The 24,884-nt window shown below is 42.8% G+C and carries 24 protein-coding genes and 1 other annotated feature; of the genes, 19 read left to right on the top strand and 5 right to left on the bottom strand.

The window, feature by feature from the left end; translation table 11 throughout:
- The first annotated feature begins 84 nt into the window (after positions 1–84).
- The 10 genes from V5G21_RS10610 to V5G21_RS10655 all read left to right on the top strand — a co-directional run bounded on the left by V5G21_RS10610 (position 85) and on the right by V5G21_RS10655 (position 10,387).
- Positions 85–732 (top strand): TetR/AcrR family transcriptional regulator, encoded by a 648-nt coding sequence (locus tag V5G21_RS10610; protein WP_338465502.1) that lies wholly within the window; start codon positions 85–87, stop codon positions 730–732.
- On the top strand, positions 725–2,050 hold the full coding sequence (locus V5G21_RS10615) for an MFS transporter (RefSeq protein WP_338465503.1): 1,326 nt from the start codon (positions 725–727) through the stop codon (positions 2,048–2,050). The genes V5G21_RS10610 and V5G21_RS10615 overlap by 8 nt, the downstream gene beginning before the upstream one ends.
- A 38-nt stretch (positions 2,051–2,088) precedes the next feature.
- The gene (locus tag V5G21_RS10620) at positions 2,089–4,443 is read left to right on the top strand and encodes an ABC transporter permease (protein WP_338465504.1); all 2,355 of its coding nucleotides are present in this window, start codon (positions 2,089–2,091) and stop codon (positions 4,441–4,443) included.
- Positions 4,444–4,498: 55 nt separating this feature from the next.
- Positions 4,499–5,266: an ABC transporter ATP-binding protein gene (locus V5G21_RS10625; RefSeq protein WP_095317484.1), complete on the top strand. Its 768-nt coding sequence runs from the start codon at positions 4,499–4,501 to the stop codon at positions 5,264–5,266.
- Between the two features lie 167 nt (positions 5,267–5,433).
- Positions 5,434–6,417, top strand: coding sequence for a hypothetical protein (locus V5G21_RS10630; protein WP_095317483.1), 984 nt, complete (start codon positions 5,434–5,436; stop codon positions 6,415–6,417).
- Positions 6,418–6,578: 161 nt separating this feature from the next.
- The gene (locus V5G21_RS10635) at positions 6,579–7,094 is read left to right on the top strand and encodes an HNH endonuclease (protein ID WP_095317482.1); all 516 of its coding nucleotides are present in this window, start codon (positions 6,579–6,581) and stop codon (positions 7,092–7,094) included.
- A 406-nt stretch (positions 7,095–7,500) separates the two neighbouring features.
- Positions 7,501–7,731, top strand: coding sequence for a hypothetical protein (locus V5G21_RS10640; protein WP_095317481.1), 231 nt, complete (start codon positions 7,501–7,503; stop codon positions 7,729–7,731).
- 815 nt (positions 7,732–8,546) lie between these two features.
- Positions 8,547–8,918 (top strand): GntR family transcriptional regulator, encoded by a 372-nt coding sequence (locus V5G21_RS10645; RefSeq protein WP_011245123.1) that lies wholly within the window; start codon positions 8,547–8,549, stop codon positions 8,916–8,918.
- A gap of 4 nt (positions 8,919–8,922) precedes the next feature.
- Positions 8,923–9,789 (top strand): ABC transporter ATP-binding protein, encoded by an 867-nt coding sequence (locus V5G21_RS10650; RefSeq protein WP_011245124.1) that lies wholly within the window; start codon positions 8,923–8,925, stop codon positions 9,787–9,789.
- Positions 9,782–10,387: an ABC-2 transporter permease gene (locus V5G21_RS10655; RefSeq protein ID WP_073305855.1), complete on the top strand. Its 606-nt coding sequence runs from the start codon at positions 9,782–9,784 to the stop codon at positions 10,385–10,387. Before V5G21_RS10650 ends, V5G21_RS10655 begins: the two co-directional genes overlap by 8 nt.
- A gap of 55 nt (positions 10,388–10,442) precedes the next feature.
- Here the strand turns inward: V5G21_RS10655 and gluQRS are convergent, their stop codons facing one another.
- A complete protein-coding gene (gene gluQRS, locus V5G21_RS10660; protein WP_011245126.1) occupies positions 10,443–11,399 on the bottom strand; it encodes a tRNA glutamyl-Q(34) synthetase GluQRS in 957 nt (318 codons plus the stop codon).
- Between the two features lie 343 nt (positions 11,400–11,742).
- Positions 11,743–12,666 (bottom strand): BCL family class A beta-lactamase, encoded by a 924-nt coding sequence (blaBCL, locus tag V5G21_RS10665; RefSeq protein ID WP_035202387.1) that lies wholly within the window; start codon positions 12,664–12,666, stop codon positions 11,743–11,745.
- Positions 12,667–12,823: 157 nt separating this feature from the next.
- On the opposite strand from blaBCL, the gene V5G21_RS10670 reads away from it, so the two are divergent.
- Both V5G21_RS10670 and blaI read left to right on the top strand, forming a co-directional pair.
- Complete coding sequence (locus V5G21_RS10670) at positions 12,824–14,578, top strand: BlaR1 family beta-lactam sensor/signal transducer (protein WP_073305862.1); 1,755 nt, start codon at positions 12,824–12,826, stop codon at positions 14,576–14,578.
- 27 nt (positions 14,579–14,605) lie between these two features.
- Positions 14,606–14,986, top strand: coding sequence for a penicillinase repressor BlaI (blaI, locus tag V5G21_RS10675; RefSeq protein ID WP_035202389.1), 381 nt, complete (start codon positions 14,606–14,608; stop codon positions 14,984–14,986).
- Between the two features lie 75 nt (positions 14,987–15,061).
- Here the strand turns inward: blaI and aadD2 are convergent, their stop codons facing one another.
- A complete protein-coding gene (gene aadD2, locus V5G21_RS10680; protein WP_073305856.1) occupies positions 15,062–15,832 on the bottom strand; it encodes an aminoglycoside O-nucleotidyltransferase ANT(4')-Ib in 771 nt (256 codons plus the stop codon).
- Positions 15,833–16,146: 314 nt separating this feature from the next.
- Positions 16,147–16,524, bottom strand: a complete 378-nt coding sequence (locus V5G21_RS10685) for an ArsR/SmtB family transcription factor (RefSeq protein WP_073305857.1) — start codon at positions 16,522–16,524, stop codon at positions 16,147–16,149.
- Positions 16,525–16,724: 200 nt separating this feature from the next.
- Between V5G21_RS10685 and V5G21_RS10690 the strand changes: the two genes are divergently transcribed.
- The 7 genes from V5G21_RS10690 to V5G21_RS10720 all read left to right on the top strand — a co-directional run bounded on the left by V5G21_RS10690 (position 16,725) and on the right by V5G21_RS10720 (position 24,028).
- Complete coding sequence (locus V5G21_RS10690) at positions 16,725–18,854, top strand: heavy metal translocating P-type ATPase (RefSeq protein WP_338465505.1); 2,130 nt, start codon at positions 16,725–16,727, stop codon at positions 18,852–18,854.
- A gap of 51 nt (positions 18,855–18,905) precedes the next feature.
- Positions 18,906–19,946: a flavin-containing monooxygenase gene (locus tag V5G21_RS10695; RefSeq protein WP_051881130.1), complete on the top strand. Its 1,041-nt coding sequence runs from the start codon at positions 18,906–18,908 to the stop codon at positions 19,944–19,946.
- Positions 19,947–20,009: 63 nt separating this feature from the next.
- Entirely contained in the window at positions 20,010–20,525 is a 516-nt protein-coding gene (locus tag V5G21_RS10700) for a GNAT family N-acetyltransferase (protein ID WP_035202398.1), read from the top strand.
- Between the two features lies 1 nt (position 20,526).
- The gene (locus V5G21_RS10705; RefSeq protein WP_035202399.1) at positions 20,527–21,039 is read left to right on the top strand and encodes a hypothetical protein; all 513 of its coding nucleotides are present in this window, start codon (positions 20,527–20,529) and stop codon (positions 21,037–21,039) included.
- A gap of 107 nt (positions 21,040–21,146) precedes the next feature.
- Positions 21,147–21,938, top strand: coding sequence for a class I SAM-dependent methyltransferase (locus V5G21_RS10710; protein ID WP_338465506.1), 792 nt, complete (start codon positions 21,147–21,149; stop codon positions 21,936–21,938).
- Positions 21,939–21,970: 32 nt separating this feature from the next.
- Positions 21,971–22,217 (top strand) — a binding site (T-box leader).
- A gap of 59 nt (positions 22,218–22,276) precedes the next feature.
- Positions 22,277–23,266 (top strand): tryptophan--tRNA ligase, encoded by a 990-nt coding sequence (locus V5G21_RS10715; protein WP_338465507.1) that lies wholly within the window; start codon positions 22,277–22,279, stop codon positions 23,264–23,266.
- Positions 23,267–23,320: 54 nt separating this feature from the next.
- Positions 23,321–24,028, top strand: a complete 708-nt coding sequence (locus V5G21_RS10720) for an SAM-dependent methyltransferase (protein WP_035202402.1) — start codon at positions 23,321–23,323, stop codon at positions 24,026–24,028.
- Here V5G21_RS10720 and V5G21_RS10725 read toward each other — a convergent pair.
- Positions 24,025–24,879, bottom strand: coding sequence for a DMT family transporter (locus V5G21_RS10725; RefSeq protein WP_338465508.1), 855 nt, complete (start codon positions 24,877–24,879; stop codon positions 24,025–24,027). The two genes, V5G21_RS10720 and V5G21_RS10725, sit on opposite strands and share 4 nt — an antisense overlap.
- Between the last annotated feature and the right edge of the window lie 5 nt (positions 24,880–24,884).

The following is a 24,884-nucleotide window of genomic DNA, read 5'->3' on the forward strand; positions in this document are numbered from 1 at the left end:
ACTCAGTACGACATCTTGACATCTCAAAATCTTATGTTATTCTATTACCGACAGGCAGTCGGTCTATAAAGAGGAGATGTAGTCATGAGAGTTGTAAAAGAAGCGGAAGAACGCAAAAACGAAATTCTTGTCGCCGCGGATGAGCTTTTTGGAGAGAAGGGCTTTGAAGGTACAAGCACAAAAGACATTCTTGAAAAAGTCGGAATCGCACGAGGAACGCTCTATTATCATTTCAACTCGAAAGAGGCGATTATGGACGCGCTGATTGAGCGTTATAGTACTCGTATTTTAAGCGCGGCACGGGAAATTGCTGCTGATAAGAGCATATCTATTAGCGAACGTATCATTGGCGTCGTCATGGCTTTAAACGTAAGTGGCGGAAGCGGCCAAGAAATAAAGGACCATATTCATAAGCCGCAAAACGCGCTTATGCATCAGAAAATTGAAAAGGTCATTATTTCCAACGTGCCGCAAATATTGACGGAAATCATCCGCGAGGGCATCGAACTAGGCTTGTTTAACACGCCATTCCCGTATGAATGCATGGAAATGGTTGTAATCTATCTTAATACCGTTTTCGATGACGATATGGTAGAGATGACGGACGAGCAGCGTGTAACACGCGTACACGCGTTTGTATTCAACCTAGAACGGTTGCTCGGTGCTGAGCGCGGAAGTCTCATGTATGTATTGCAGTTGTTTGCTAACAAGGATGGAGGCAACCATGAATAATCCAAAAATAGAAAATGGATTGAACAAATTTTTAGTCCTCTGGATGGGTGAATTGATTTCTAATATTGGTACTGGATTGACCGCATTCGCTCTTGGCGTGTATGTGTGGCTAATGACACAATCAGCGGTGGATGTGGCAATGGTGGAAATGGCGGCACTGTTGCCGATGATTTTACTAGCTCCAGCTGCGGGGGTTCTTGCAGACCGCTTTGATCGGAGGCTGCTTATGATGTTAGGGGATATTGTGTCTGGATTTGCACTAGTTGTGTTGCTCGTACTTATTATCAATGGACATATTCAAGTGTGGCAAATCTGTGTTTGTATTGGGGTTAGTTCTTTGTTTTCGGCATTGTTAAATCCAGCCTATAAAGCTACGATTACCGACCTCCTAACAGAGGAAGAGTATGCCAAAGCAAGTGGAATGGTGGGCATTGCATCGTCTTCAAAGTTTTTGATTTCCCCTATTTTAGCGGGGGTCATTCTAGCCTTTTCTACGATTGAAGTGGTGCTTATCATTGATATTCTGACTTTCGTAATAGCGGTTATTGCTATTTTTTTGATAAGGAAATCACTTGCGATAAAGCCGCGGGTCAAGGAAAAATTGAATTTTTTCAACGATTTAAAGGAAGGATGGTTGATTATTCTTGAATCGAAAGGAGTATTGCGATTAATTGTCCTTGTATCTTTCTTAATGTTTTATATGGGAATGATCCAAGTACTGTCCAAACCGCTGCTCCTCGCAATTACAGATGAAAAAACAACAGGCATTCTACTTACGATCATTGCCTGCGGAATGTTGGTGTCCAGCATTGTCATAGGCAACGGCATCCTTAAGAAAAACTATGTCAATGTCATGGTAGGAAGCTTTATCGTCGCTGGGGTTACAATGGCGGGTTTTGGTGCTACAACAAGCATTCCGGTCATCCTTCTCTCAGGTTTTTTATTCTTTGCCTCGCTGCCATTTGCGAATGCAAGTATCGATGTGCTCATTAGAAAATCAATTGATAATCATAAACAAGGAAGAGCATGGGGGCTTATTTCATTAATATCACAAGTAGGATTTGTTGTTGCTTTTGTCATTGGCGGCTTTCTTGCAGACCATGTATTTAATCCTGCCTTTGCAGAAGGTGGTGTGCTTGCAAGTACGGTTGGCAAAATAATTGGGACAGGTGAAGCGAGAGGAATCGGATTTTTAATTATTCTTGCTGGACTAGGGCTTATCATTACGGCACTGTTTGTCTCTAGGTCAAGGGGCATTAGAGACATGGATACCCCAAATAGAGTCGGGACAGATAGAACGGGCATTTCAAAAACGTGAATAGCAAGAAAACGAATGCCATAGTCAGGGGGAATTTTGTGTTCTTAAAAATGGTAAGGGACGATTTTCGAAGGAATAAAATCATCACAGCCGCCGTTTTTCTATTTATTATGTTCGCCGTTATGTTAGCGGCGAGTGCTGTCCATAACATCGCCCATTTGATTCCCTCGATGGCGGATCTGCAAAAGCGTGCAGTCCCAGCAGATATTACGCAGATGCATTCTGGCGAGTTTGTTCAGGAAGACATTGATCGATTTACTGAAGCACAGCGTGAGCATATCGCGATGCAGGAGACAATGGTGCTGCTAACGTTGGATGGCAGCCATATCCACTTTGGCGACAATCAAACGATGGCTGGAACGGTGCAGGATATTTCATTTGTTGTACAGAATGAAAAATTCGATTTTATATTGGATTTGAATAATGAAAAGCTCGATGTCATGGAAGGGGGAGTCGCCGTTCCCATCTACTTCATGCAGCACTATCACTTGAAAATCGGCGACACGATTACCGTGAAAAGCGGAGAATACGCGAAAGACTTTGTCATTTCTGACTATGCAAGAGATTATGAGATGAATGCTTCCCTTACTTCATCGAAACGTTTTGTTCTCAATCAGGCAGACTATGATGAAATGTACACGATGCAGGCTGGGGAACGGGAATACTTGATTGAATTCAAGCTGACAGAGAACGGTGATTCCCAAGCCGTACAGACTGCCTATATCGAAGCTGGGCTTCCAGCAAACGGGCCGACTGTCGAAGGGGAAGTCTTTTTGCTATTTAATGCGCTCTCAGATGCAGCTGTAGCGTTGGTGATCATCCTTATCAGTATGCTGATGATTGTGATTGCTTTTCTATGTATCAGGCTTACGTTTCTGGCCACGATGGATGAGGACTTAAGAGAAATCGGTATCATGAAAGCAATAGGCATATCCAAAAGGGAGATCAGGAAGGTGTATCTGACTAAATACAGAATCATGTCAGTCATTGCTGGCCTGACAGGTTATCTCCTCTCCTTCTTCGTAGTCCATCTGTTTAACAGAAATATGAGGCTATACCTCTCTTCGGACTCGGCAGGAATTTTACCATATGTACTATCTTTTGCTGCTCCAGTCGTGATCTATTTTCTCATTGTGATGTACTGCAAGAGCGTATTAAAACGAATTGATAAAGTCTCTGCAGTGGAAGCTTTGCGCTCCAATATGACGGCACCGGGTAAAAAACAGAAATACCGTTTTCCCTTGCTTCACAACCGTTTTTTTTGCCTCAATTATTACATGGGATTCCGAGATGTGTGGAGACGATTTAAAATATACAGGTTACTGCTGTTAATTTATATCGTATCCACGTTTATGGCGATTCTTCCTTTACATGTATATAACACCATGAATTCACCGGAGTTTTCTACGTATATGGGAATAGGAAAGTCGGATATGAGAATAGACCTTCGAATGACAGACACGATCACAGCGGATTTTACAAGATTGCACGAAGAGCTAGTGAACGATTCGGATATCGAAAAGCATGCAGCTTACATCACCAGTGCATACCAGGTCAAAAATACAGAGGGTTCATGGGACTATATTTATATCGAGATCGGCGATTTTTCCCTATTTCCATTAAACTATTTAGAAGGGAGGGCCCCGCAAGGAGAGGGAGAAATCACGCTGTCTTATGCCAATGCTTCCGCTAGCGGATTAAATAAGAAAGTGGGCGATGAAGTCGTCATAAAGGCTGGCGGGAAGGAAAAGACGTTAACAGTAACGGGCATTTATCAGGATATTACCAATGGCGGGAAAACCGCAAAAGCACATACGGATCTTGGCATAAATAACGACGCTGTTCTTTGGATGCATGTGAGCATGAATGTAGCTGCCGGTGTAAACATCCAGGAAAAAATGAACAACTACCAGACTACGTATGGATTTGCAAAAGTCACTGATGTCAGGGACTATACACAACAAACGCTCGGGAACATCATCGATCAAATGGGGGTTATTGTCATTGGTGGAATGATTATAACTGTTCTTATGATTGTATTGATTACTGCCTTGTTCTTACGGATGTTAGTATCCAAGGATATGTCGCAAATGGCCATTATGCGAAGTATAGGACTTACTTCGAAACAAATTCGTCATCAATATATGGCGGCCACGTTGATGGTATTGGTTTTAGGAACCCTATTTGGGGCTTTAGCGTCCAATTATATAGGGGAGTTCCTAGTAAGCTTGGCGATGTCCTTTATGGGGGCTGCAAAAATTGAACTGGTTCAAGTGGTTTGGCAGACTTGGTTGCTATGGCCATTATTGCTGATGGTCGCCGTTGCAATAACGCTATACGTGTCGTGTAAGCCAGCTGTAAAAGGAGATTTATCTGCCAGGCTGAAAGTTTAAAGGTCTAATGGCGGAGCGTCCAGAGAAAATGACTATTGGCAAAGGCGGAATATAAATGGGGAATTTATTAGAGGCAAGAAATATAAACAAATCAGTAGAACTTGGAAACAGTCAGTCGCTCTACATCTTAAAGAATGTAAGCTTAGAAATTGAAGCAGGGGAATTCGTATCGATAATGGGGCCGTCAGGAAGCGGGAAGTCGACGCTGATTTATCATCTAAGCGGTATGGACCGCATTTCTTCTGGAAATGTGACATTTAAAGGCATTGAAATCGGAGGTCTGGCTGAAGAGGAACTGGCACAAATCCGCTTGAATCACATAGGATTTATTTTTCAGCACATGAACTTACTGAAGAATCTGTCTCTGATTGATAATGTGATGTTTCCTGCTCTTGTATCAAAAGGTGCTAATAAACAAGCGGTGCACCAAAAAGCAAAAAAACTGTTGGAAATGACGGGAATAGACATGCTTGCCAATCGCCCCATCAATCAAGGCTCAGGCGGCCAATTACAAAGAGCCGCCATTTGTAGAGCATTGATCAATGATCCAGACATCATTTTTGGAGACGAGCCGACTGGCGCATTGGATTCCAAATCGTCAGCAGAAGTGATGTCCATTCTGGCAGACATAAATCAACAAGGGACAACGATCGTTCTTGTAACACATGACGCAAAGGTGGCTGCAAAAACTGAAAGAGTATTGTTTATGATTGATGGCCATGTTGTGGCCGAAAAGCAATTGGGTAAGTACGATCCGCAGCATGATGATATAAAGACAAGGGAAGAAAGCATAATGAAGTGGTTAGTCGAAAATGGGTTTTGATGAGTTGTAGTTTTTCATTTTGTAGCGCATGAATGAGAGCATAGAATATCTTTTATAAGTAGTATATTTTTGGATCAGGGATTCTCGTATTCTGCTATTCATAGGGTTGTATCTTTTCTTTGGTAATTCGTATTAACAAGTAATCATTATAAACTGGAGGTTTATATATGGCAAAATGGAAGTTATACTGGGTGGAATCCGATGGATATGAGGATTGTTTTGTTGTCGCTAAAAATAGTCGTAGTGCAAGGTCTGTTGAGGCAAATATGAACGGTTTTCATATTTCCGATACTAAGGCTACTCGAATAATTGATATCCCTGATGAATATGAAGAGAAAGCTGATCAGAAGTTTAGGAAATGGTCGAAGGTGCATGCACCGGAGCAAGCTACAAACCATGATTTACACCAATGGCCATGGTATTCTGACAAATGGCTGTTAGAAGAACTAGGAGCGCAGTTTCGAATTCTAGAGGAAGAGGAGCAAACACTGTTAAGAGATGTTGTTTATGCAAGAAAGGTTAATGGAGAATGTTATACATATAATATCGGTGCTAAAGCTATTGCTGAAAAGAACGAGTGGCTTCCTCATTATAACAATTATGACGAGGAGCCAAGGATCGACATTACTGAACAGCTTTTTACTGCTATAGGAATGGCTTTAGTACAATGTCAGGAAATTGAATATCTGTTCTCAAAGTCGTTTATTTTTGCTATATCAGAAAAACAACAGAAAAAGTATAAAACATTTAATGATTTCTTCAAAGGATGGGAGAAGAAAACATTAGGGGGATTAATTTATGCAATGCAAGAGGCTTTTGAAATTGACACAGAGATAAAGAACGCACTCACTTTATTCCTTGATATGCGGAATCAGTTAGTACATGGAGTTACAATTACACCAAGGTATGACATAAATACTGATTGGGGGCAGAGAGAACTAGTAGCCTTTTTAGATTTATTCCTTTCTTTATGTTCTCCTATTAAAGATATTGCAGCATCATGTTTTGAAATAAGTATTGAGATAGGCAATAGATATTTGCTGGAGGAAAGTGATGAGAAAGTTCCATTAAAAAATTCAGATGAGCTATTAGGTTTATTTATTAATTGTTTTAAACTAGAGGAAAGCGAAGTAGGAGAAATAGAAAGATGATTAGTGATTATTAAAATAACGATCTTAAGAAGTGTCGAATTGAATTGTTGTCTTAAACATATGTAAAACGAACAAGATTCTTTCTTTGAGACTGCACATTTTATGAAGGCCATGCGGTAGTGTGAGTATTTCTATAATAATAAATAAACGGGGCGATGATTATGGGTAGTATAAGAACAACAAAAGAACAAATTGCAAATTATTGGTTTAAGATTGTAGATGAATGTGGCTTAAGTGTAGATGCAAGTGAAGCGACTGAAAGATGTTGGAGATGTGGCTATAAGGCTCGGTTAGAACGCTGTCACATTGTTCCTGAATCGCTCGGGGGCGGTGATTCTCCTGATAACCTAGTTTTGCTTTGTAAACGCTGTCACATAGAGAATCCAAATGTAAACGATCCTGAAATAATGTGGGATTGGATTAGGGCATATGGAACTCCTATCTACGACACTTTTTGGTCGATAGAAGGATTTAAGGAATATAAATTTATATATGGGAAATCATTTTATGAGGAAGTTAAAGAAAGAAACATTAAAAATGTAGAAGAAATTGAACGGATAATAAATGAGGAATTCAAGAAAGCTTCATTTCATTTTGGTCATCTATACTTTAATAGGGCTACACTGGCTGGAGTTATACGTATGGTGCTAAAAAAATATGACAAGGATGCTCTTTAATAAAATAATGTAATGAAGGATAAGTGAAAAAATAAGACAAAAAGTATATAAATACCACTTTAGTTCCTCATCCCGAGTTTGCTCACCCCTTTGATATTTTGTCAAAAGGGTGTTTTTATGTTGGGAAGAAAAGTAAGAAATGTCGAGCATTAGATAGGGGATAACCAAAACAAACGCCCCTAAAGCAGGCCATTAATATTAAGTGACAACAAAAAGGAATCTCTTTTAAACAAGAATCTTTTGTAGCCAGACAAAAGTGTTGAGCGCATATATCAGCCAATATAATCCGTATCACCATCTTTAAAAAATGATTGCGTAGTATGTTACGTCACAGATTATGCTTCAATCGTAGGGTTGGAAAAACGTAAGGTGGCGCTTAATCGTCTGCAACGTAAAGGGGAAAAAGATGAGTAATAGGAATAATCGACAACATTGGAAGTTGCTCATTCAAATGTTGTTAGGGCTAACGCCGTTTTTAATTATAGGTTTATTGCTTGTAGCGCTTTTCAGATGGGGCGAGTTCGGACCGTTTCCCCTTTTATTGTTTGTTCCTGATCAGCTCTCTTATTTTTCTGTGGCTGTATTAGGTGTGATTGTTGGTTTCATTATTGTAGTGGTAACAGTTAGTTCTTGTTAAATGGACGAATACAGAGCTTCCTGAGACCGAAAGTACAGAAATGATCCAACATATGATGAAGACGCCTAGTGGAGTTGCGGTTAGTTCATTAGGTGGCGGTTTTTTTAAGAATTTTTCTTTAGAGGTGTATTGAATCGGGTTATTTATTGGTTATGCTCAATTGGCAGATTGGGCTGTTATTTGATTAGCACGTTTTTATTTTGGGTGATTCATGTGCCCCAATATAAAGGCGTTTCTTGAGCATTAGTAGGCGTATTTATAAACGCGCTCCTCTTTGCTTTGTTGTTTTATGTTACAGGATCGATCATACCCCATCCTTGCCCACGCTGTCTATAACGTTGGAATAGGGATTTACTTTATGAAAGCAAAGTAAGCCATCGGGATTGTCCACAATGGTTAGTAGAAATAAGGAACCCCTTTTCTCTCGATAAAATCGATTGAAAAGGGGTTATTATCTCTGTTATACAACGTCGGTTATTAGGCAATAAAGGTTGCATGGCGGATCATGGCTGTATATGATGGGCATATAGTATATATACATTATATGAAGATATGGGGAATATCGGTAAAACATTATCCTTTCTATCGTCAAATGCTGGTTGATTAGCAAAATTACAATTCAGCAATCAATATCAAAAAAGAAGGAATTCGTTTATTAGCCACTGCCTAATGAATCGATAAACTCTTGGAACAAGAGGGTTCGCTTGGTCCATTCGTCCGCTACCAAAAGGGGCGATTACACAAGAAGCCCCCACTTAATGACCTACAAGGGTGATAAGTGTGGGTAGTTCACAAAATAAAGAAGAGGGATTGGCATGCAAATCATTATTTCCAACCGTTCAAAGGAGCCAATTTATGAACAAATTACGAATCAGATTAAATCGGCTATTTTATCAGGTGAGCTGCCAGAGGGAACGGCAATCCCCTCTATGCGTAAGCTTGCAAAGGACTTACAAATTAGTGTAATAACAACAAAGCGTGCCTATGAGGAGTTAGAAAAGGCGGGTTTTATTTATTCCATTGTCGGAAAAGGCTCTTTTGTTGCCGAGCAAAATTTGGAGGTTATGAGGGAGAAGAAGTTAAAAGTGATTGAGGAGCAGCTGAGTACGGTTATTGCAAATAGCAGAGAAATTGGGTTGTCTCTTGAAGATCTGCAGGAATTATTGAAGATTTTATATGAGGAGTAAAGGAATGGAACATGTAATTGAGTTAAAAAATGTAACGAAGACATTTAAAGATTTCTCCATTAAAGATATTGATTTACAAGTAAAACAAGGCTTTGTAACGGGATTCATTGGTGCCAATGGAGCTGGTAAATCGACAGTGTTAAAAATAATGATGAATTTATTAAAGCCTGATGCCGGGGAAGTTAAGGTGTTTGGGCACGACTATAAAACGCATGAAAAGGCGATCAAGGACCGGATTGGATTCGTTTATGATGCGAATGTTTTTTTTGAAGGGCTGAACTTAAAAGACATTAAGCGCATTGTGGCGCCAGCTTACAAACGATGGGATGACACATCGTTTTATCAATATGTGGACCAATTTGAGTTACCCCTTAATAAAGCGATAAAGACATTTTCGAAAGGGATGCAAATGAAGGCTTCATTGGCGATTGCGCTATCCCATCATGCAGAACTGATCGTTATGGATGAGCCAACAGCAGGCTTAGACCCTATTTTTAGGCGGGAACTGTTGGATCTCTTACAAGAATTGATGATTGACGGCAATCGAACGATTTTCTTTTCTACCCATATAACGACTGATTTGGATCGAATTGCTGATTATATCGCTTTTATACGGAGAGGAAAACTGGTATTTAATAAGTCGGTCCACGATATCGCTGAAAGTTATGCCCTTGTTAAAGGAAGAAACGAACTTTTGGATAGGGACACAGAAAGGGCCTTTGTTCATACTCATCGTGCATCTACTGGATTTGAAGCATTAACGGATAACATTGAAGTAGTGAACGATATTTTCGGTGACATGGTTGTGATTGAACAAGCCTCTTTGGAGGATATTATGTATTATTTGAAAGAGGGTACACACGATGTTTAATTTAATTAAACGTGATCTTATCTTACAGAAAAGGCAACTAATCGTGTATCTTCCCTTTATTTTATTTTTTATTTTTATGGATGCTCATCCAGTTTTGATTTTTCTTGTCGCCAGTCTCTTTATTCCATTTAACACGCATGCTTACGATGAAAAAGCTGAAACCAACATCTTATTAAATTCCTTGCCTTATACACGGACAGAAATTATCGCCTCCCGTTACATTGGTGCGATTGTTTATATGGGTTTAGCAATTGTAATTACTAGTTTGGCGTTGTTTGTTTTTAATAAACCTTTTACGATGGCGGATATGGCCATGGGCAGTGGCTTGTTCTTATTGTTTGTCTCGTTTACTTTTCCTTTATTTTATATATTTAAACCGGGCTTTATTTCCATCGTTGTGCTGATTAGTTTCTTCCTTTTCGTAGGAATGGGCCCATCTATTGTACTGTCTTTAGCTGAAAAATTTTCAGCCATTACCGACTTTATTGGCCATTTATCAGTCCCGGCTTTATATTCAGGAGCGGCACTCATTATTTTGCCAGTCTATGTTCTTTCTTGGACAATTACCCATGTGGTTTACCAACGAAAAGTGTTCTAAGCCCTGGCCCACATGATGCAATCGTGCGATGGCTGCGTCCAGCCAAATCAATCGGCTAGTTGAGCAGTTGCAGCAAATGCGTGTCCAATAAAATCGGCTCTGTCGTCAGCTTTTCTAGCCGGAACTCTGGAATTAATTCCGCTGCCGTCAGCGGTTCTGGGCGCTCAATTAAACCACTCAACGCTGCCAGTAGACCAACGATGTTCTCTGGCCGGCACCCATTTGCGCGGATCGCTGCCAATGATAAATCACGATGCCGTTTGGCCAGCCGCCGCCCATCCGGCCCGTAAAGCAAGGGCACATGTACAAATCGGGGAGCGGTATATCCGAGCGCGGCATATAGCAATAGCTGTCTTGGTGTGGAGTCGTATAAATCTTGGCCACGGAGGACATCCGTAATGCCCATTAACGCATCGTCGACGACAACAGCAAGTTGATAGCTTATGATGCCGTCTGCACGCTGAACGACAAAATCGCCGCCGCGACGTAGCAGCTTCTCCATTTCTACGTCCATTTTTTCAGCAGTGGGCCCTTTGTCCACGGCAAAGCGCAATGACGGCGTCTTTTTGGCCGCTTTGGCCGCTCGCTCCGCCGCGGTCAGCTTTTTGCATGTTCCAGGATAGGCTTGGCCTTCTGAAGCAACGCCATGGGGAGCGCTAGCGACTGCTTGCAGCTCCGCTCGGCTGCAATAACAATGGTATAGCAACTGTTGCTGTTGCAAGTTGTGTAGGGCTTCTTCATAAAGGTGCAGCCGCTTCGATTGGTAATAGGGGCCGTTTTCTCCGCCTTGATCTGGGCCTTCATCCCAATCCAAGCCGAGCCAGTGCAAATCGTCCATCATCGGCCCAACGAGCTCGTTCCTTGACCGTGGACGATCGATGTCTTCCATACGTAAAATGAACTGTCCGCCTCCTTGCCGCACTTGCAGCCAAGAGAGCAAGGCAACGTAAAGGTTGCCGAGATGGAGCTCGCCTGACGGGGTGGGCGCGAACCGGCCTCTCAGTTGATTCATTGTAATCACCTTGTACAAAAAACGAGCGAAGGATCGTTATCCTTGCTCGTTTTATCGGTTTTAGCAACAAAAACTTGCCGTTGCCTGTGTGACAGGCATGTTCGTACAGAAAAATCATATCATGGACTGCCTGTCTGGGCAATTTTTTTGCTGCTCAATGGGTGAAGAGTGGGAGGAGGCGTTTGTGTAGAACGCCGCACCCCTGCAATCCCATATAGTTTTCCCATGGTTGCTGCATCATAGCCTCGGCTAAGAATGGGGAGAGATGAAACGGGTCCCAGCCTTTCTTGCTGGTCAAAATGGTATTCCATTAGGGGAGAGAGTTCCCCCAAATGGGACGCTCCTATTCTGTTTGGGCGAGGAGATTGATCACTTCCTCTGTCGCTTTCGCGATCAGTTCATCATCATATTCGGCATCCTTTTCGTCTTTGCTCGATAGGACGGCTAAAATAATGGGCTCTTTTTCAGGTGGCCAAAGAATGGCAATATCATTTCGAGTCCCATAGGAACCTGCGCCTGTTTTGTCGCCAACTTCCCAACCTTCCGGCACCCCAGCACGTATTAAAGCATCTCCAGTCGTGTTTCCTATTAGCCAATCGATTAACAGTTCCTGTTTGTCAGCTGGCAGCGCCTCTCCTAAAGCAAATTCTTGCAAGCTTTTGGCCAACGCCTCTGGTGTACTCGTATCTTGGATCTCTCCAGGTTCAACATGATTGAGCTCAGGTTCGATTCGTTCAGGTTCGGTTACCGTGTCTCCAATCGCTCGAAGTCCTTCTTTAAAGCCCTCTGGCCCGCCAATTTCATCGAAAATGAAGTTTGCAGCCGTGTTATCGCTATAACGAATCGAAGCATCGCTTAACTCTCTTAGTGTCATGCCTGTCTCAACGTGGTTTTCGGTAATTGGATTGTAGTTTACTAAATCATCGGCCGAGTACGTAATCAATTGTTCCAACTCTTCGATTGATTTTTGTTGAAGCAGAACGGCAACGGCAAGTGGTTTATGGGCAGACGCATAGGTGAAGCGTTCATCGGAGCGGTAGGAAACGGTTTGTCCTGTCCCGGTGTCTAAAGCAAATACGCCAAGGCGGGCAGCGTACTCTTCTTCTAACGCTTTAAAAACCGCCTCTCCCGTCTCGACAGACTCTTCAGGTTCAGGTTCGTTGGAAACCGGTTGCTCATTGCCATTCGAACAACCAATCAGTAAACAGGCACCTACAAGGATAGACGACGTGATTTTTGTTTTCAGCATAAAAAAACTCCTTTTCATAGCATGTGATGCGATTCGACTACGCATGTAATCCAATATTACATTTGTAGTCTATTTTGTCAACAGAAATTTACATTCACGGATGGGAATGCTACAATTTTTTGTGGTTATGAAGTGTGGGGAGTCAGAAGCAAAAGGATGGAAGATGGGGATAAAAATGACGTTACCGCATATTTTACTTTCTCTTGTATTAATAACGGCAACGATTCTAGTGATCTTTTTTGTAAGAGCGGTTTTTTATAAACAATTATCAGCAAAATGGCGTTATCATTTATGGTTTTTACTCATTACTGTGTTGACGCTTCCGTTTATACCAATTCATCTATTGACGGGCTTGTCTTTTTTTGACAAGGGGCGTCAACAGATTACCCCTTCAGCACAGGAGCGTTTCGGTTTTGCGGATCAAAATGAGCAATGGATGGTTGATTTTGGCACGTCTGTTAGTCGCTTTGACGATACATTCATTCATGCAGCGTTTGTTTCCATCTGGATTGGTGGAATGATTTTTTTCCTTTTATTGACTTTATACCATTATGCAAAGCTACAACGACTAGTAAAAGCGGCAAGTCGTATACAAAATCAAAAAGTCGAAAACGCGTTTAGCGATTGTATGGCACAATTGCAAATAACGAATAAATTAACAATTTTAGAATCTACTGCCATTCAAACGCCAATGACCTTTGGATGGTTAAAGACGTACATCTTGTTGCCCAAAAATATCGAATTGTATCTATCTGATGATGAAATCAGACATGTGTTGTTGCATGAGTTGCACCATTATAAAAGCAAACATATTAAAGTGAACTATATATTTGTCGTTTACCAAATTGTTTATTGGTTTCATCCTTTAGTATGGAAAGCCTTTAAAGAGATGCGTCTTGATCGGGAATTAGCTTGTGATACGGAGGTCTTGCTTACATTGGGACAGCGGGAGTATAAAGCGTATGGCCAGACGATCATGCGTTTTCTGGAAAGAAATTCTCGATTTTTATACTTAACGAACCAACTGCATAGTTCGAAAAAGGCTTTAAAAATACGAATCTTGAACATTGCTTCTTTTACTGGCGAGTCAAAGCGGCGCCAATTAAAAAGCATGGTTGTTTTTGCTGTTCTCACCGTTTTTGTCATTGCTCAATTTCCTTTTTTAACGGCAACCGCTGTTTCTACAGAGCGCTACCAATTTGATGAAAGCCAGGCGGTTGTTGAAGATTACAGCACTTATTTTGCAGGAAATGAGGGTAGTTTTGTATTATATAGCTTAAACAGCGACCAGTTCGAAATCTATAATAAAGAAAAAAGTGTAAGAAGAGTCTCCCCCAATTCTTCCTATAAAATTTACACCGCGCTCATGGCATTGGAATTAGGCGTGATTGGGCGAGATGATTCATGGTTAGAGTGGGATGGAGTCGAATACGAGGATGAAGCCTGGAATAGCGGGCAAGATTTGAAATCGGCGATGAGCCAGTCAGTCACTTGGTACTTTCAAGAGTTAGACGAGCGGATCAAACAAAGGAACATTCAATCTTTTGTAAACCAATTAGACTATGGGAATAAAGATCTTTCCGGTGGATTAAATCACTATTGGTTGGAATCTTCCTTGAAGATATCACCGGTAGAACAAGTGGAGCTTCTCCATTCCTTCTATACAAACCAACTGGGCTTTAAAGAAGAGCATGTGCAATTCGTTAAAGAGGTTATGAAACTTGAAGAAAATCAAAAGGGAACGCTTTATGGAAAAACGGGGACTGGCATTGTGAACGGCCATGCAATAAATGGTTGGTTTATTGGATTTGTCGAAACTGAAACGGATACGTACTTTTTTGCGACAAACATTCAACAGCAAGATCATGCATATGGAAGCACGGCTGCTGAAATCACTTTATCCATTCTGTCAAGCAAAGGAATTTATTGATTAGTTGTGACAAAAGGAGAGGGAAAGATGTCAAACCAAACACCTAGCATATCGGAAGCAGAATGGGAAGTTATGAAAGTTTTGTGGAAAAAGGGGCCGCAAACAGCCAATCAAGTCATTTCCGCGATCCAAGAGCAAACGGACTGGAAACCAAAAACGATTCGGACGTTACTCGATCGATTAACGAAGAAGAAAGTAGTAGGCGTGGATAAAGAGCAGAAAATCTATGTCTTCTTTCCCCTATACTCAGAAGAAGCGTGTAAGCATGCAGAAGCACAGTCTTTCGTAAAAAGAGTTTACGGGGGAACAGTAAAACCATTGTTGGTCCAGTTCTTGGAGGAAGAATCACTAACAAAAGAAGAGCTGGATGAACTATATGCGATCTTAGATCAAAAACGGAAAGAATAATAAATTTGAAAGGCAGCTTCTCCGTATGAGAAGCTGCCTCCGTTCATTTACAGAGAATGTTCGGTTTTAGATTGCTCAAAACGGGATTCGTTTTGAGTGAATGACGTAATCATGCTCTGCTGCCCACGCGACTAGGCCTTTCCAGAAATCTTCGCACGCTGACACGATCTTCGCTGGTTGTGCTAAGTCTCCAGACATCGCTAACTCAGCAACATGGTCGAACCCTTTTGGCCGATGGGGCAGTTTTAGCGCTTCAGGCAAAACCATAGCGCCCGTAGAAAAGAGTGTCTGATTGTGGAGGCCGATCAACATTGCGCCATAGTGGGCAAAGCGCAATGCCAAGGATGGCAAGTAGGTAGAAGGGCCATTTCGATTTACATTTCGAAGCTTGCCAACATATTCATACATTTCCGCTACAAGAATTTCATGAATAGCTTGGCGGAAATCTTCTTTTGTCGGCGATTCCGCTGCGAGCCGCAAGCGTTGAAAGAAGCCTTCAGGATCATAGAGACGAAGCGGAGAGAAGTAAGGCCCATGTGTCAGCGGCCATCGGTCTTCAACGGTTGCAGCGTCTTTTAGCAGTATACTCGCACTGCAAACGTTAACTTCCGCCTTCCACGGTCCAGCTGACCATTCATAACTTTTATCTACCGTTTCAGCCGAGTCACGGAGTACGCAAAACATCTCAATATCTGAGAAAGGGCCATCTGTGCCTCTGGACACAGAACCGTAGACGCCAATGGCGAGAACGTCGTTGCCATAAACCTCGTGTAATCTCTTGGCAATTTCTTGGCAAGTTTGAAGTCTTTCTTTTTGCGACATTGATGCAGGTCCATTCATATTCATTCACTTCCATCTCCTTTTGTTTCAATTTGAGTGTGTGACATGAACGATGAATGGAGGACCTCGAGATTAACGGGGGACTTTTTTTCGGTGCACTTGAACCACCCCTATATGTTTGATTAAGAAAAGGTTACCTAAAAGGCATTTCATTGGCAAGGAAAATGACATAATTGTTTGCCATTTGTTTCAGATAGTGACGATTTCGCACGCTTGAATTCGATCTCATGACCGGATTTCGAGGGATGGTTGCAGGTATTATCCAAGCTCCTAGTAGGGGGAAATGTTTGAAAAACGGCGCACTTTTAGAAAAAGCAGTGTTAAACCGATGTTTTTTGTTGTGTAAATGAATATTCAATAAAAGCGGCAATATGGGGACTTTGCAAAGAATAAAATACCCATTTTCCGTCTTTGCGGCTTTTGGCGACACCTGCTTGTTTTAATTGGCGCAAGTGGTGCGATGCCGTTGCTGTAGAGCTGCCGATGATATGGGAAACATCGCATACACATAGCTCTTGTTCGGTTGTTAAGGCATAAGCAATTTTTAGCCTTGTTTCGTCTGCTAACGCTTTAAACATAGCAGAAAGGGGCGCAAACGGCTCATTTTTTACACTTTCTTGGACACGTTTCACTTTTTGTTCATCATAACAAAACACGTCACACTGATCGCCGTCGTTTGCTTTCTTGTTCACATTCATCCCCTCCTTTGTCATAAAAATGGTGTCACTCATTTTAGACAGGTTCTGTTTTTTTGTCAATTCTCTGCTTGCACGGGCAAATGCGGCATCACTCAAATAAATGTTTGAATAATAGATTGACATAGCGTATCGTTGTCGATACACTAACATTCAAATAAATGTTTGAATGATGGAGCTAGTTTTAAAAGGGGGCCGAGGATATGGGGGATGAACATGCCTCTGTCTATCGTGTAGAGGGCTTTACATGCGCGAACTGTGCAGGGAAATTTGAAAAAAACGTTAAGGGCTTGCCAGGGGTCAAAGATGCAAAAGTGAACTTTGGTGCCTCGAAACTAACCGTCTACGGTGAGGCAACGATAGAAGCGCTGGAGGAAGCAGGTGCATTTGAACAGCTAAAAGTGACAAAGGAGCCGAGCCGGCGGCAGCCTTTTCAATATACACAAATTCCTTTTTATAAAAAACATCGCGCGATTCTTTTATCGTTCTTATTGCTTGTGTTTGGCTACGTGTTTCAATTTAAATATGGCGAGTCGAATATCGGAACGGTCGGTTTGTTTTTAACAGCGATTCTCGTCGGTGGCTTTCCTTTGCTAAAAACGGGAATTCGAAATGTAGCGCAGCTTGAATTTGATATGAAGACGTTAATGACGGTGGCTGTCATTGGTGGTGCCATCATTGGCGAATGGGGGGAAGTCGCAGTCGTTGTGATTTTATTCGCCATTAGCGAAGCGCTCGAACGATTTTCGATGGACCGGGCGAGAAAGTCGATTCAGTCGTTAATGGACATTGCCCCAAATGAAGCACTCATTAAACGGAATGGCCAAGAGTTGACTGTTCATGTTGGTGATATTGTCGTAGGCGACATCATGATTGTGAAACCTGGCCAGAAAATCGCAATGGATGGAATAGTCGTGCGTGGCCATTCTTCTGTAAACCAAGCAGCGATTACAGGAGAATCGGTTCCTGTGGAAAAGGCGGTTGATGACGAGGTTTTTGCTGGCACGTTAAATGAAGAAGGGCTGCTTGAAATCGAAGTTACAAAGCTAGTCGAGGACACGACGATTTCAAAAATTATCCACCTTGTCGAAGAAGCGCAAGGTGAACGGGCTCCGGCACAAGCGTTTGTCGATAAATTCGCTAAGTATTATACGCCAATCATTATGGTGGTCGCTGCCCTCGTTGCAATCATTCCCCCGTTAGTTACGGGAGCAAATTGGAGTACTTGGGTTTATCAAGGGTTAGCTGTTCTTGTTGTCGGCTGCCCATGCGCGTTAGTCATTTCCACGCCGATTTCGATTGTCTCTGCGATCGGCAATGCTGCTAAAAAAGGGGTGCTTGTCAAAGGTGGCGTTTATTTAGAAGAAATGGCATCGCTAAAAGCGATTGCATTTGACAAAACAGGGACATTGACGAAAGGTGCCCCTGTTGTTACCGACTTTGCCTTATTGAATCCCCAACTTGATCAAAGGCAACTGTTTGCGATTGTGGCGGCATTAGAGAATCGTTCGCAACATCCTTTGGCTTCTGCCATCGTCGCCAAGGCAGAAGACGAACAACTGCCTTATCACGATTATATGGTTGAGAACGTCACGGCGCTCACGGGCAAAGGCATTACAGGAATAGTCAATGGAAAAACGTATTACGTTGGCAGTCCGAAGCTGTTCCAAGAACGGTTGCCGACTCAGGATATAACGCTATTTGCGCAAAACATCCAAAGCTTGCAACAACAAGGGAAAACAGCGATGCTGGTCGGGACAGAAACGGAGTTGCTCGCCATCGTCGCTGTCGCAGATGAAGTGCGCCAATCAAGCAAAGAAGTGATTCGTAAACTTCATGAAGCAGGCATAGCAAAGACAGTAATGCTTACAGGCGATAACAAGCGGACTGCCCATGCCATCGGCCAAGCTATAGGCGTTGCTGATATTCAGGCAGAGTTAATGCCCGAAGACAAATTACGTTTTATTAAACAGTGGCAAAAAAAACATGGAAATGTGGCCATGGTTGGTGACGGCGTCAATGACGCTCCTGCACTTGCTGCGGCAACAGTTGGCATCGCTATGGGAAAAGCAGGCACAGACACGGCGTTAGAGACTGCTGACATTGCGCTAATGGGGGACGACTTAAAGAAGCTCCCCTTTACAGTTAAGCTGAGCCGCAAAACATTGAATATCATTAAAGCAAACATTGCCTTTGCAATTGTTATTAAACTAGCGGCATTGCTCCTCGTTGTCCCAGGATGGCTAACCCTTTGGATAGCGATTCTCTCAGACATGGGTGCTACGCTATTGGTTGCTTTAAACAGCATGAGGCTCATCGGTGTAAAAGAGTAGGCCATTTGGGTAGCAGGCAACTTTTTGGACTTTTGTAGGAAAGGGTTGGTCATGATGGAGTATGATGTAGTCGTTATAGGTGGCGGCCAAGCAGGCCTGGCAGTTGGTTACTATTTAAAAAAGCAAAAGCAACCATTTCTTATTTTAGATGAGCAAAACGAGGCAGGCGATTCGTGGCGAAAACGGTATGATTCCCTTGTTTTGTTTACACCAAGGTGTTACAGCAGCTTGCCTGGCCTTGACTTTAGCGGCGACCCAAACGGTTATCCGTCAAAAGATGAAATGGCCGACTATTTATGGACGTATAAAGAAACGTTTCAGCTACCAGTTGTTTATGAGACAAAGGTAGAAAAGCTAGAGAAAACGCGTGATCGCTTTAAGGTGTGGACAAGTGAGGGGAAAATCTATGACGCCAAGCAAGTCATTATCGCCACAGGAGCCTTTCATACGCCTTTTATCCCACCGCTTGCCAACAGCATCCAACCTGGAATCGCCCAATTGCATGCTTTTGATTACAAAGGGCCGGAACAAATCGTTGCTGGCCCCGTTTTGATTGTTGGTGCTGGCAATACAGGAGTGCAAATAGCGGCTGAATTAGTGGAGCACCACGATGTCGTACTCGCTTGTGGAAACAAACCGAACGTTTTGCCCCAGTCTGTCCTAGGGAAAAATTTATTTTGGTGGTTTGATAAGCTTGGCCTTTCGAAGGCAACGGTCCATTCTCCACTCGGAAAATGGCTGCAAAAAAGAGATCCAATTATCGGAAACGATTTTTATACAGTGAGAAAAAGGGCGAAATTAAAAGGGCGCCTCATAAACGTGACTGATTCAAAGGCTTATTTTGCGGAAGGTTCTCCTGTTTCGGTTCACACGATTATTTGGGCAACAGGGTATAGAAATGATTATTCGTGGATTGATATTGATGGTGTTTTCGATCAGGAGCAAAAACCCATTCACGTTAGAGGTGTGACAAATGTAAACGGATTGTTTTTTGTAGGTTTAAGTTGGCAATATAAACGAGGTTCTGCCCTTGTCAAAGGAGTGGGGGAAGACGCGGCATACATGGTTAGCCAACTGTCGAAACATTCATGAATAGACATTGGAAACATGGTATGATGCAAACGAGAGGGAAAAATGTTGAAGGAATGATTATACGTGGAAATATCAATTAATAGGTTACAAGAAAGCGACGCCGAACAGTTATATAAGTTTGAAACGGATAATCGGGCTTTTTTCGAACAAATGGTGCCGAGCCGAGGCGAAGCATATTATCAATTTGAAACGTTCAAGGTTAGACATAGAGTACTGCTAACTGAACAAGACGACACTAACTCGAGATTTTATTTAATTAGGGATGAAAGGGGAACCATAGTCGGCAGAATCAATGTGGTTGCGATTGATGAGCCTAAGCGTGTGGCCGAAGTTGGCTTTAGAGTAGGAGAACATTATGTCGGAAAAGGAATTGCCTCTAATGCATTAAAACAGTTACTTGAAACGGAAACAGGCTTTCAAGCAATAAAAGGAAAAACGACAAGCAACAATATCGCTTCTCAAAAAACGATGGAAAACAACGGCTTCAAAAAAGTCGGCACTAGTGAGGAAACATTTGAATTCAATGGCGAAAAAGTAATGTTTGTCCATTACATTTGGGAACGTACGGGGAATCACTAAATTGAATAAATATGCGTTATACCAAAAAACAAAAAATAAACATACACCTTGGCCAATCGAAGATGTCGATGATTTTTTTATCAATACTTTAAAAGCGAAATTCCTTTCCATGTCTGATAAAGATCTCAAACCATTTTTGATCGAGCATGAGATACCTGAAAGGAATAAAATAGGTGGAATTTATGGGGTATATGATTTGTCCATTACTGCGCTTCTTAATGGCAAAGTAAAAAGTGTCAATGATAGGGCCTTTCAACAATTAGCTCAAAGATCCGTTCCTTTAACGGATACCGACACGATCCTTACAATTGGTTCACTCGTCATTTTAGAAACAGATGATTTTGAGACGGTGTCTGGTTGTTATATTGGTGGCACGATTAACAGACTATATAACTTGGTCGCCTTTTTCGCCGGCTTGCCAGAGGTAGAGAAAACGAATTTTGAAGATTACATCATTGATGACTACGTATCTTCTTTAGCCGATGTGAAAACAATGGGTTTTTTTGAACTTTAGACAAGAAATTAAAACGAATCTCTTCGTTGTTTGTGGTTGCGATGTGCATAATCTCGCCGTGCGATTGTAACTGAAAAGATCCGATAAAGACGGAATGAGTGAGTGAAATGATCGATTTTGACAATTTCGAGGAGTACGATGACCCTCTATTATATGATCAAGAAAATGGCCAACACAAAAGCGAAATCCCCTTCTTGCTAAAATGGGCAGCCAAACAAAAGGGGCTTATCATTGACTTGGCATGTGGGACAGGGAGAGCAACAATTCCATTGGCTGAAAAAGGGTTTGAGCTAGTAGGTGTCGATGTCCATAAAGGGATGTTAAACGAGGCGAGAAGAAAATCAACCAGTTTGCCAATTGAATGGGTGGAGCAAGACTGTACGAGCCTGAATCTACCGCTAAAAAGCAATTTGGTCTACTGTGTTGGCCATTCGTTTCAACATTTTTTAACAAACGAAGCCCAGAATCAGCTGCTCGCTTCTGTCAACAGGCATTTGCATAGCGGCGGCGTATTCATTTCTGATACACGGTTTCCGAATCAGGAAGAATTGCTTCAACCCTGCACGGAGGAGTATTGGCGGACATACGTAGATCGGGAAACGAGCTTTCCAGTCGATGTTTATACGGTGAGTGAGTACGACGCGCTCAAGCAAATCCAACATTATATTACTATAAGAAAATACAAAAACAACGTTGGCGCTATTATTAAGGAGAAACGAAGCAACATTCGTTTGCGCTACACGTTTCCGAGAGAAATGGAGCGGCTTCTAACAGCCCACGGGTTTGAAATCATCGATGTTTATAAAGACTGGAACGAGACGGTTATAACAAACGATAGCAGTGAAATGGTCTATGTCTGTAAAAAAAGAGAACGTCAAGCGAGCAAATTTCCCTTGTAGGCCTTGATCAAATCGGCTATGATAGAAAAAACGTTTAGGCGATGAAGAAGAGTAAGTACGCGTTGTGTAATGCTTTAGAGAGCTGATGGTTGGTGGAAATCAGTGCAGGAGCAAGGCGGAATGGGCTTCGGAGCTTCTTGGCTGAAAGAGAGAGTAGGCGAAGCGGGTGCCTTGCCGTTAAAAAAGGCAGCGCATTGAAGCAGTAGACTTCTGTGCGTCTTGAGAAGCGCTTTTTTGTGGAGCGAATGAAGGTGGCACCGCGGGTTATCCGTCCTTTTTTAGGATGGATAGCCCTTTTTGGCGTTCAAAAATAGTTAAAAGCAAAAGGAGGAAACGCAATGGCGACAAGGAGTTTGACTGGGATTAAGCCAACTGGGGAAGTCCATCTTGGCAATTACATTGGCGCGATTAAGCCAGCGCTGACATTTGCTAAACAGCCTGGCTTAGAATCGTTTTATTTTATTGCTAACGCTCATGGCTTGACGAAAATTACTGACAGCGAAGAAATGCGGCAATTGACACGAGGCATCGCCGCAACATGGCTGGCTCTGGGCCTAGATCCAGAAAAGTCGGTTTTTTATCGCCAATCCGATGTGCCGGAAGTATTTGAGCTTAGTTGGCTCTTGGCATGTATGGCGCCGAAAGGACTTTTGAACCGCGCCCATGCCTATAAAGCGGCAGTCGATGAAAACAAGGCGGCGGGAAAAGAAGCAGATGCCGGCGTTAATATGGGGTTGTTTACGTACCCGATCTTAATGGCGGCCGATATCCTGTTGTTCCAGCCAGATGTCGTGCCGGTTGGCCGCGATCAAATCCAGCATATTGAAATTGCTCGTGATTTAGCGCAGCATTTTAACCATATCTTCGGCGACGTGTTTAAACTGCCTCGTGTCCATATCGAAGAAAAAGTTGCTGTTCTCCTTGGACTGGATGGCCGGAAAATGAGCAAAAGCTATGGAAATACCGTCCCTCTGTTTTCAGAGGCGAACGAACTGCAACGGCTCGTGAATCGGATTAAAACCGATTCACTGCCGCCAGAAGCGCCAAAAGACCCAGAGACATCCAACTTGTTTACTCTTTATAAAGAATTTGCCGGGCCAAGGCAAGTGGAAGCGATGCGGGCCCGGTTTGCTGAGGGCATTGGTTGGGGGGAAGTTAAAAAAGAGCTGTATTGGGCGATCGATGAGTTTATGAGCGAACCGAGACGTAGGTACAACGAGTTATTGGCATCTCCAGAAGTTGACCGCCTACTCGCTAAAGGGGCGGAACGGGCTAGAGCATATAGCCAGCCATTCTTACAGGAAATAAAGAAAGCAGTCGGCCTTTGAGGAAAGACTGTTTGTAGCGATTGACCAATTTTAATTTAGCGGAGTTGAGTAAAGGTGAGTTTAGAATTAGATCGAGTTGTGTTTATCGGCAGGACATTTGCTGAATATGTGGCCATGTTTGGCCTAGATATGGCCAAGCTTCAAGGACGCCGTATACTTGACTGTCCGGCCGGTGCTTGTTCTTTTACAAAGGAAGCTGCTGATTTAGGCATAGATGCAACAGCAAGCGATATGGCCTATCAGCTCTCGCCAGCAATGATTCGACAAAAAGGGCTAGCGGATCTTGGTCATACAATCGATAAAATCAAACAAGCTAAAAACGATTACATCTGGACAAATGTTGCCGACGTTCCAGCGTTGGCTGCCCAACGGAAGCAGGCACTTCTATTGGCGACAGAAGATATGGACAGGCGGCCAGAACGTTATGTGGCCGCTGTTTTGCCAAAGCTGCCATTTGCCAATCACACGTTTGACCTTGTTTTGTCAGCTCATTTTTTGTTCACATACAGCGAACAGTTTGATCGCGCCTTCCACCAGTCTACACTTGATGAATTGCTACGAGTGGCAAAAGAAGTGCGTGTTTTCCCGCTTGTTTCGTTGGATGGGAAACGGTCCGTCCATGTGGACCCTCTTTTTAAACGTCTTCGGCAAAAAGGATATACTGTCGTGGAAAAACGCGTGTCTTATCAATTTCAAAAAGGCGCCGATTCTGTCGCGATCATTCGGCGAGCAATAACTATGCAAATTTCACCGTATTGTTAACGTTGTTTTCCGGTTATGGCAACCGCCACTCCTGCAAGAGTAAGTGCACCGCCTGCAAGAGACAACAGGGCAGGTGTCTCCCCGAGCCAAAGCCAAGCAAGGAAAAGCGCCACGACAGGGGTTAAAAACAGAGTACTCGTAGCTTCTGAGGCGCCCACTTTTGCCGTAGCATAGGCGAGGCAAAAATAAGGAATAACCGTTGGGAAAAGCCCTAAGTACAAAACGGTCCAATTGACAGAGGAAGGTGCCGCTAACACCATTTGCCCTAGGCCCGGGGTAAACGCCAGCATAAATAGCGTCCCTGTTAAAATGGCATAAATAGTCAGTGGCAGAAAACCGTATATCGGCAAAAGGCGGCGTTGAAAAACAAAATAGATGCTTTCGCCAAAAGCGCCTACGAGGATAATAAGTGCCCCTAGCTGCAAATGAAACGAAGCGCCGCTGCCTAGCATAATGATCCCAATTCCTAGAAATGCTATGAAAGAAGCAATCCTATTTTTTAGGTGCAGGCGCTCTTTCATAAACAGGGCTGCAAGCAGCGCTGAAAAAAGCGGCGTCGTCGACACAAGCAGTGATGCTGTGCCAGCTTCGACCGTTTTTTCACCAATGCTAAGTGCGCCATGGTAAACAGAAAAGCCGCAAAAGCCAAGCAAAAAAATGGCGGGCACGTCTTTTCGTTTCGGCAAAGGGATACGCGCAGCCAAGACAAAGAGAAGCAAGGCAGCCGAGGCAATAAGAAGCCTTAAAGCGGCAAGGTGCTCGGGTGAGTAATAGCCAAGACTCGCACGAATGGCGGGAAAAGCCGAAGCCCACAGAAGGACAGCCGTTCCGTAAACAAAAATGAGTTTCATGGTGA

It is taken from the genome of Shouchella rhizosphaerae (genome assembly GCF_036700015.1).
Lineage (GTDB): Bacteria > Bacillota > Bacilli > Bacillales > Bacillaceae_D > Shouchella > Shouchella rhizosphaerae.

Bases quoted from the DNA above. Each gene is read 5' to 3' on its own strand.
- V5G21_RS10725 (WP_338465508.1), bottom strand. From the start codon at position 24,879: ATGAAACTCATTTTTGTTTACGGAACGGCTGTCCTTCTGTGGGCTTCG.
- V5G21_RS10650 (WP_011245124.1), top strand. From the start codon at position 8,923: ATGGAACATGTAATTGAGTTAAAAAATGTAACGAAGACATTTAAAGAT.
- V5G21_RS10610 (WP_338465502.1), top strand. From the start codon at position 85: ATGAGAGTTGTAAAAGAAGCGGAAGAACGCAAAAACGAAATTCTTGTC.
- V5G21_RS10715 (WP_338465507.1), top strand. From the start codon at position 22,277: ATGGCGACAAGGAGTTTGACTGGGATTAAGCCAACTGGGGAAGTCCAT.
- V5G21_RS10625 (WP_095317484.1), top strand. From the start codon at position 4,499: ATGGGGAATTTATTAGAGGCAAGAAATATAAACAAATCAGTAGAACTT.
- V5G21_RS10635 (WP_095317482.1), top strand. From the start codon at position 6,579: ATGGGTAGTATAAGAACAACAAAAGAACAAATTGCAAATTATTGGTTT.
- V5G21_RS10670 (WP_073305862.1), top strand. From the start codon at position 12,824: ATGACGTTACCGCATATTTTACTTTCTCTTGTATTAATAACGGCAACG.
- V5G21_RS10695 (WP_051881130.1), top strand. From the start codon at position 18,906: ATGATGGAGTATGATGTAGTCGTTATAGGTGGCGGCCAAGCAGGCCTG.
- V5G21_RS10690 (WP_338465505.1), top strand. From the start codon at position 16,725: ATGGGGGATGAACATGCCTCTGTCTATCGTGTAGAGGGCTTTACATGC.
- blaBCL (WP_035202387.1), bottom strand. From the start codon at position 12,666: ATGAAAAGGAGTTTTTTTATGCTGAAAACAAAAATCACGTCGTCTATC.
- V5G21_RS10615 (WP_338465503.1), top strand. From the start codon at position 725: ATGAATAATCCAAAAATAGAAAATGGATTGAACAAATTTTTAGTCCTC.
- aadD2 (WP_073305856.1), bottom strand. From the start codon at position 15,832: ATGAATATGAATGGACCTGCATCAATGTCGCAAAAAGAAAGACTTCAA.
- V5G21_RS10655 (WP_073305855.1), top strand. From the start codon at position 9,782: ATGTTTAATTTAATTAAACGTGATCTTATCTTACAGAAAAGGCAACTA.
- gluQRS (WP_011245126.1), bottom strand. From the start codon at position 11,399: ATGAATCAACTGAGAGGCCGGTTCGCGCCCACCCCGTCAGGCGAGCTC.
- V5G21_RS10685 (WP_073305857.1), bottom strand. From the start codon at position 16,524: ATGAATGTGAACAAGAAAGCAAACGACGGCGATCAGTGTGACGTGTTT.
- V5G21_RS10710 (WP_338465506.1), top strand. From the start codon at position 21,147: ATGATCGATTTTGACAATTTCGAGGAGTACGATGACCCTCTATTATAT.
- blaI (WP_035202389.1), top strand. From the start codon at position 14,606: ATGTCAAACCAAACACCTAGCATATCGGAAGCAGAATGGGAAGTTATG.
- V5G21_RS10640 (WP_095317481.1), top strand. From the start codon at position 7,501: ATGAGTAATAGGAATAATCGACAACATTGGAAGTTGCTCATTCAAATG.
- V5G21_RS10645 (WP_011245123.1), top strand. From the start codon at position 8,547: ATGCAAATCATTATTTCCAACCGTTCAAAGGAGCCAATTTATGAACAA.
- V5G21_RS10630 (WP_095317483.1), top strand. From the start codon at position 5,434: ATGGCAAAATGGAAGTTATACTGGGTGGAATCCGATGGATATGAGGAT.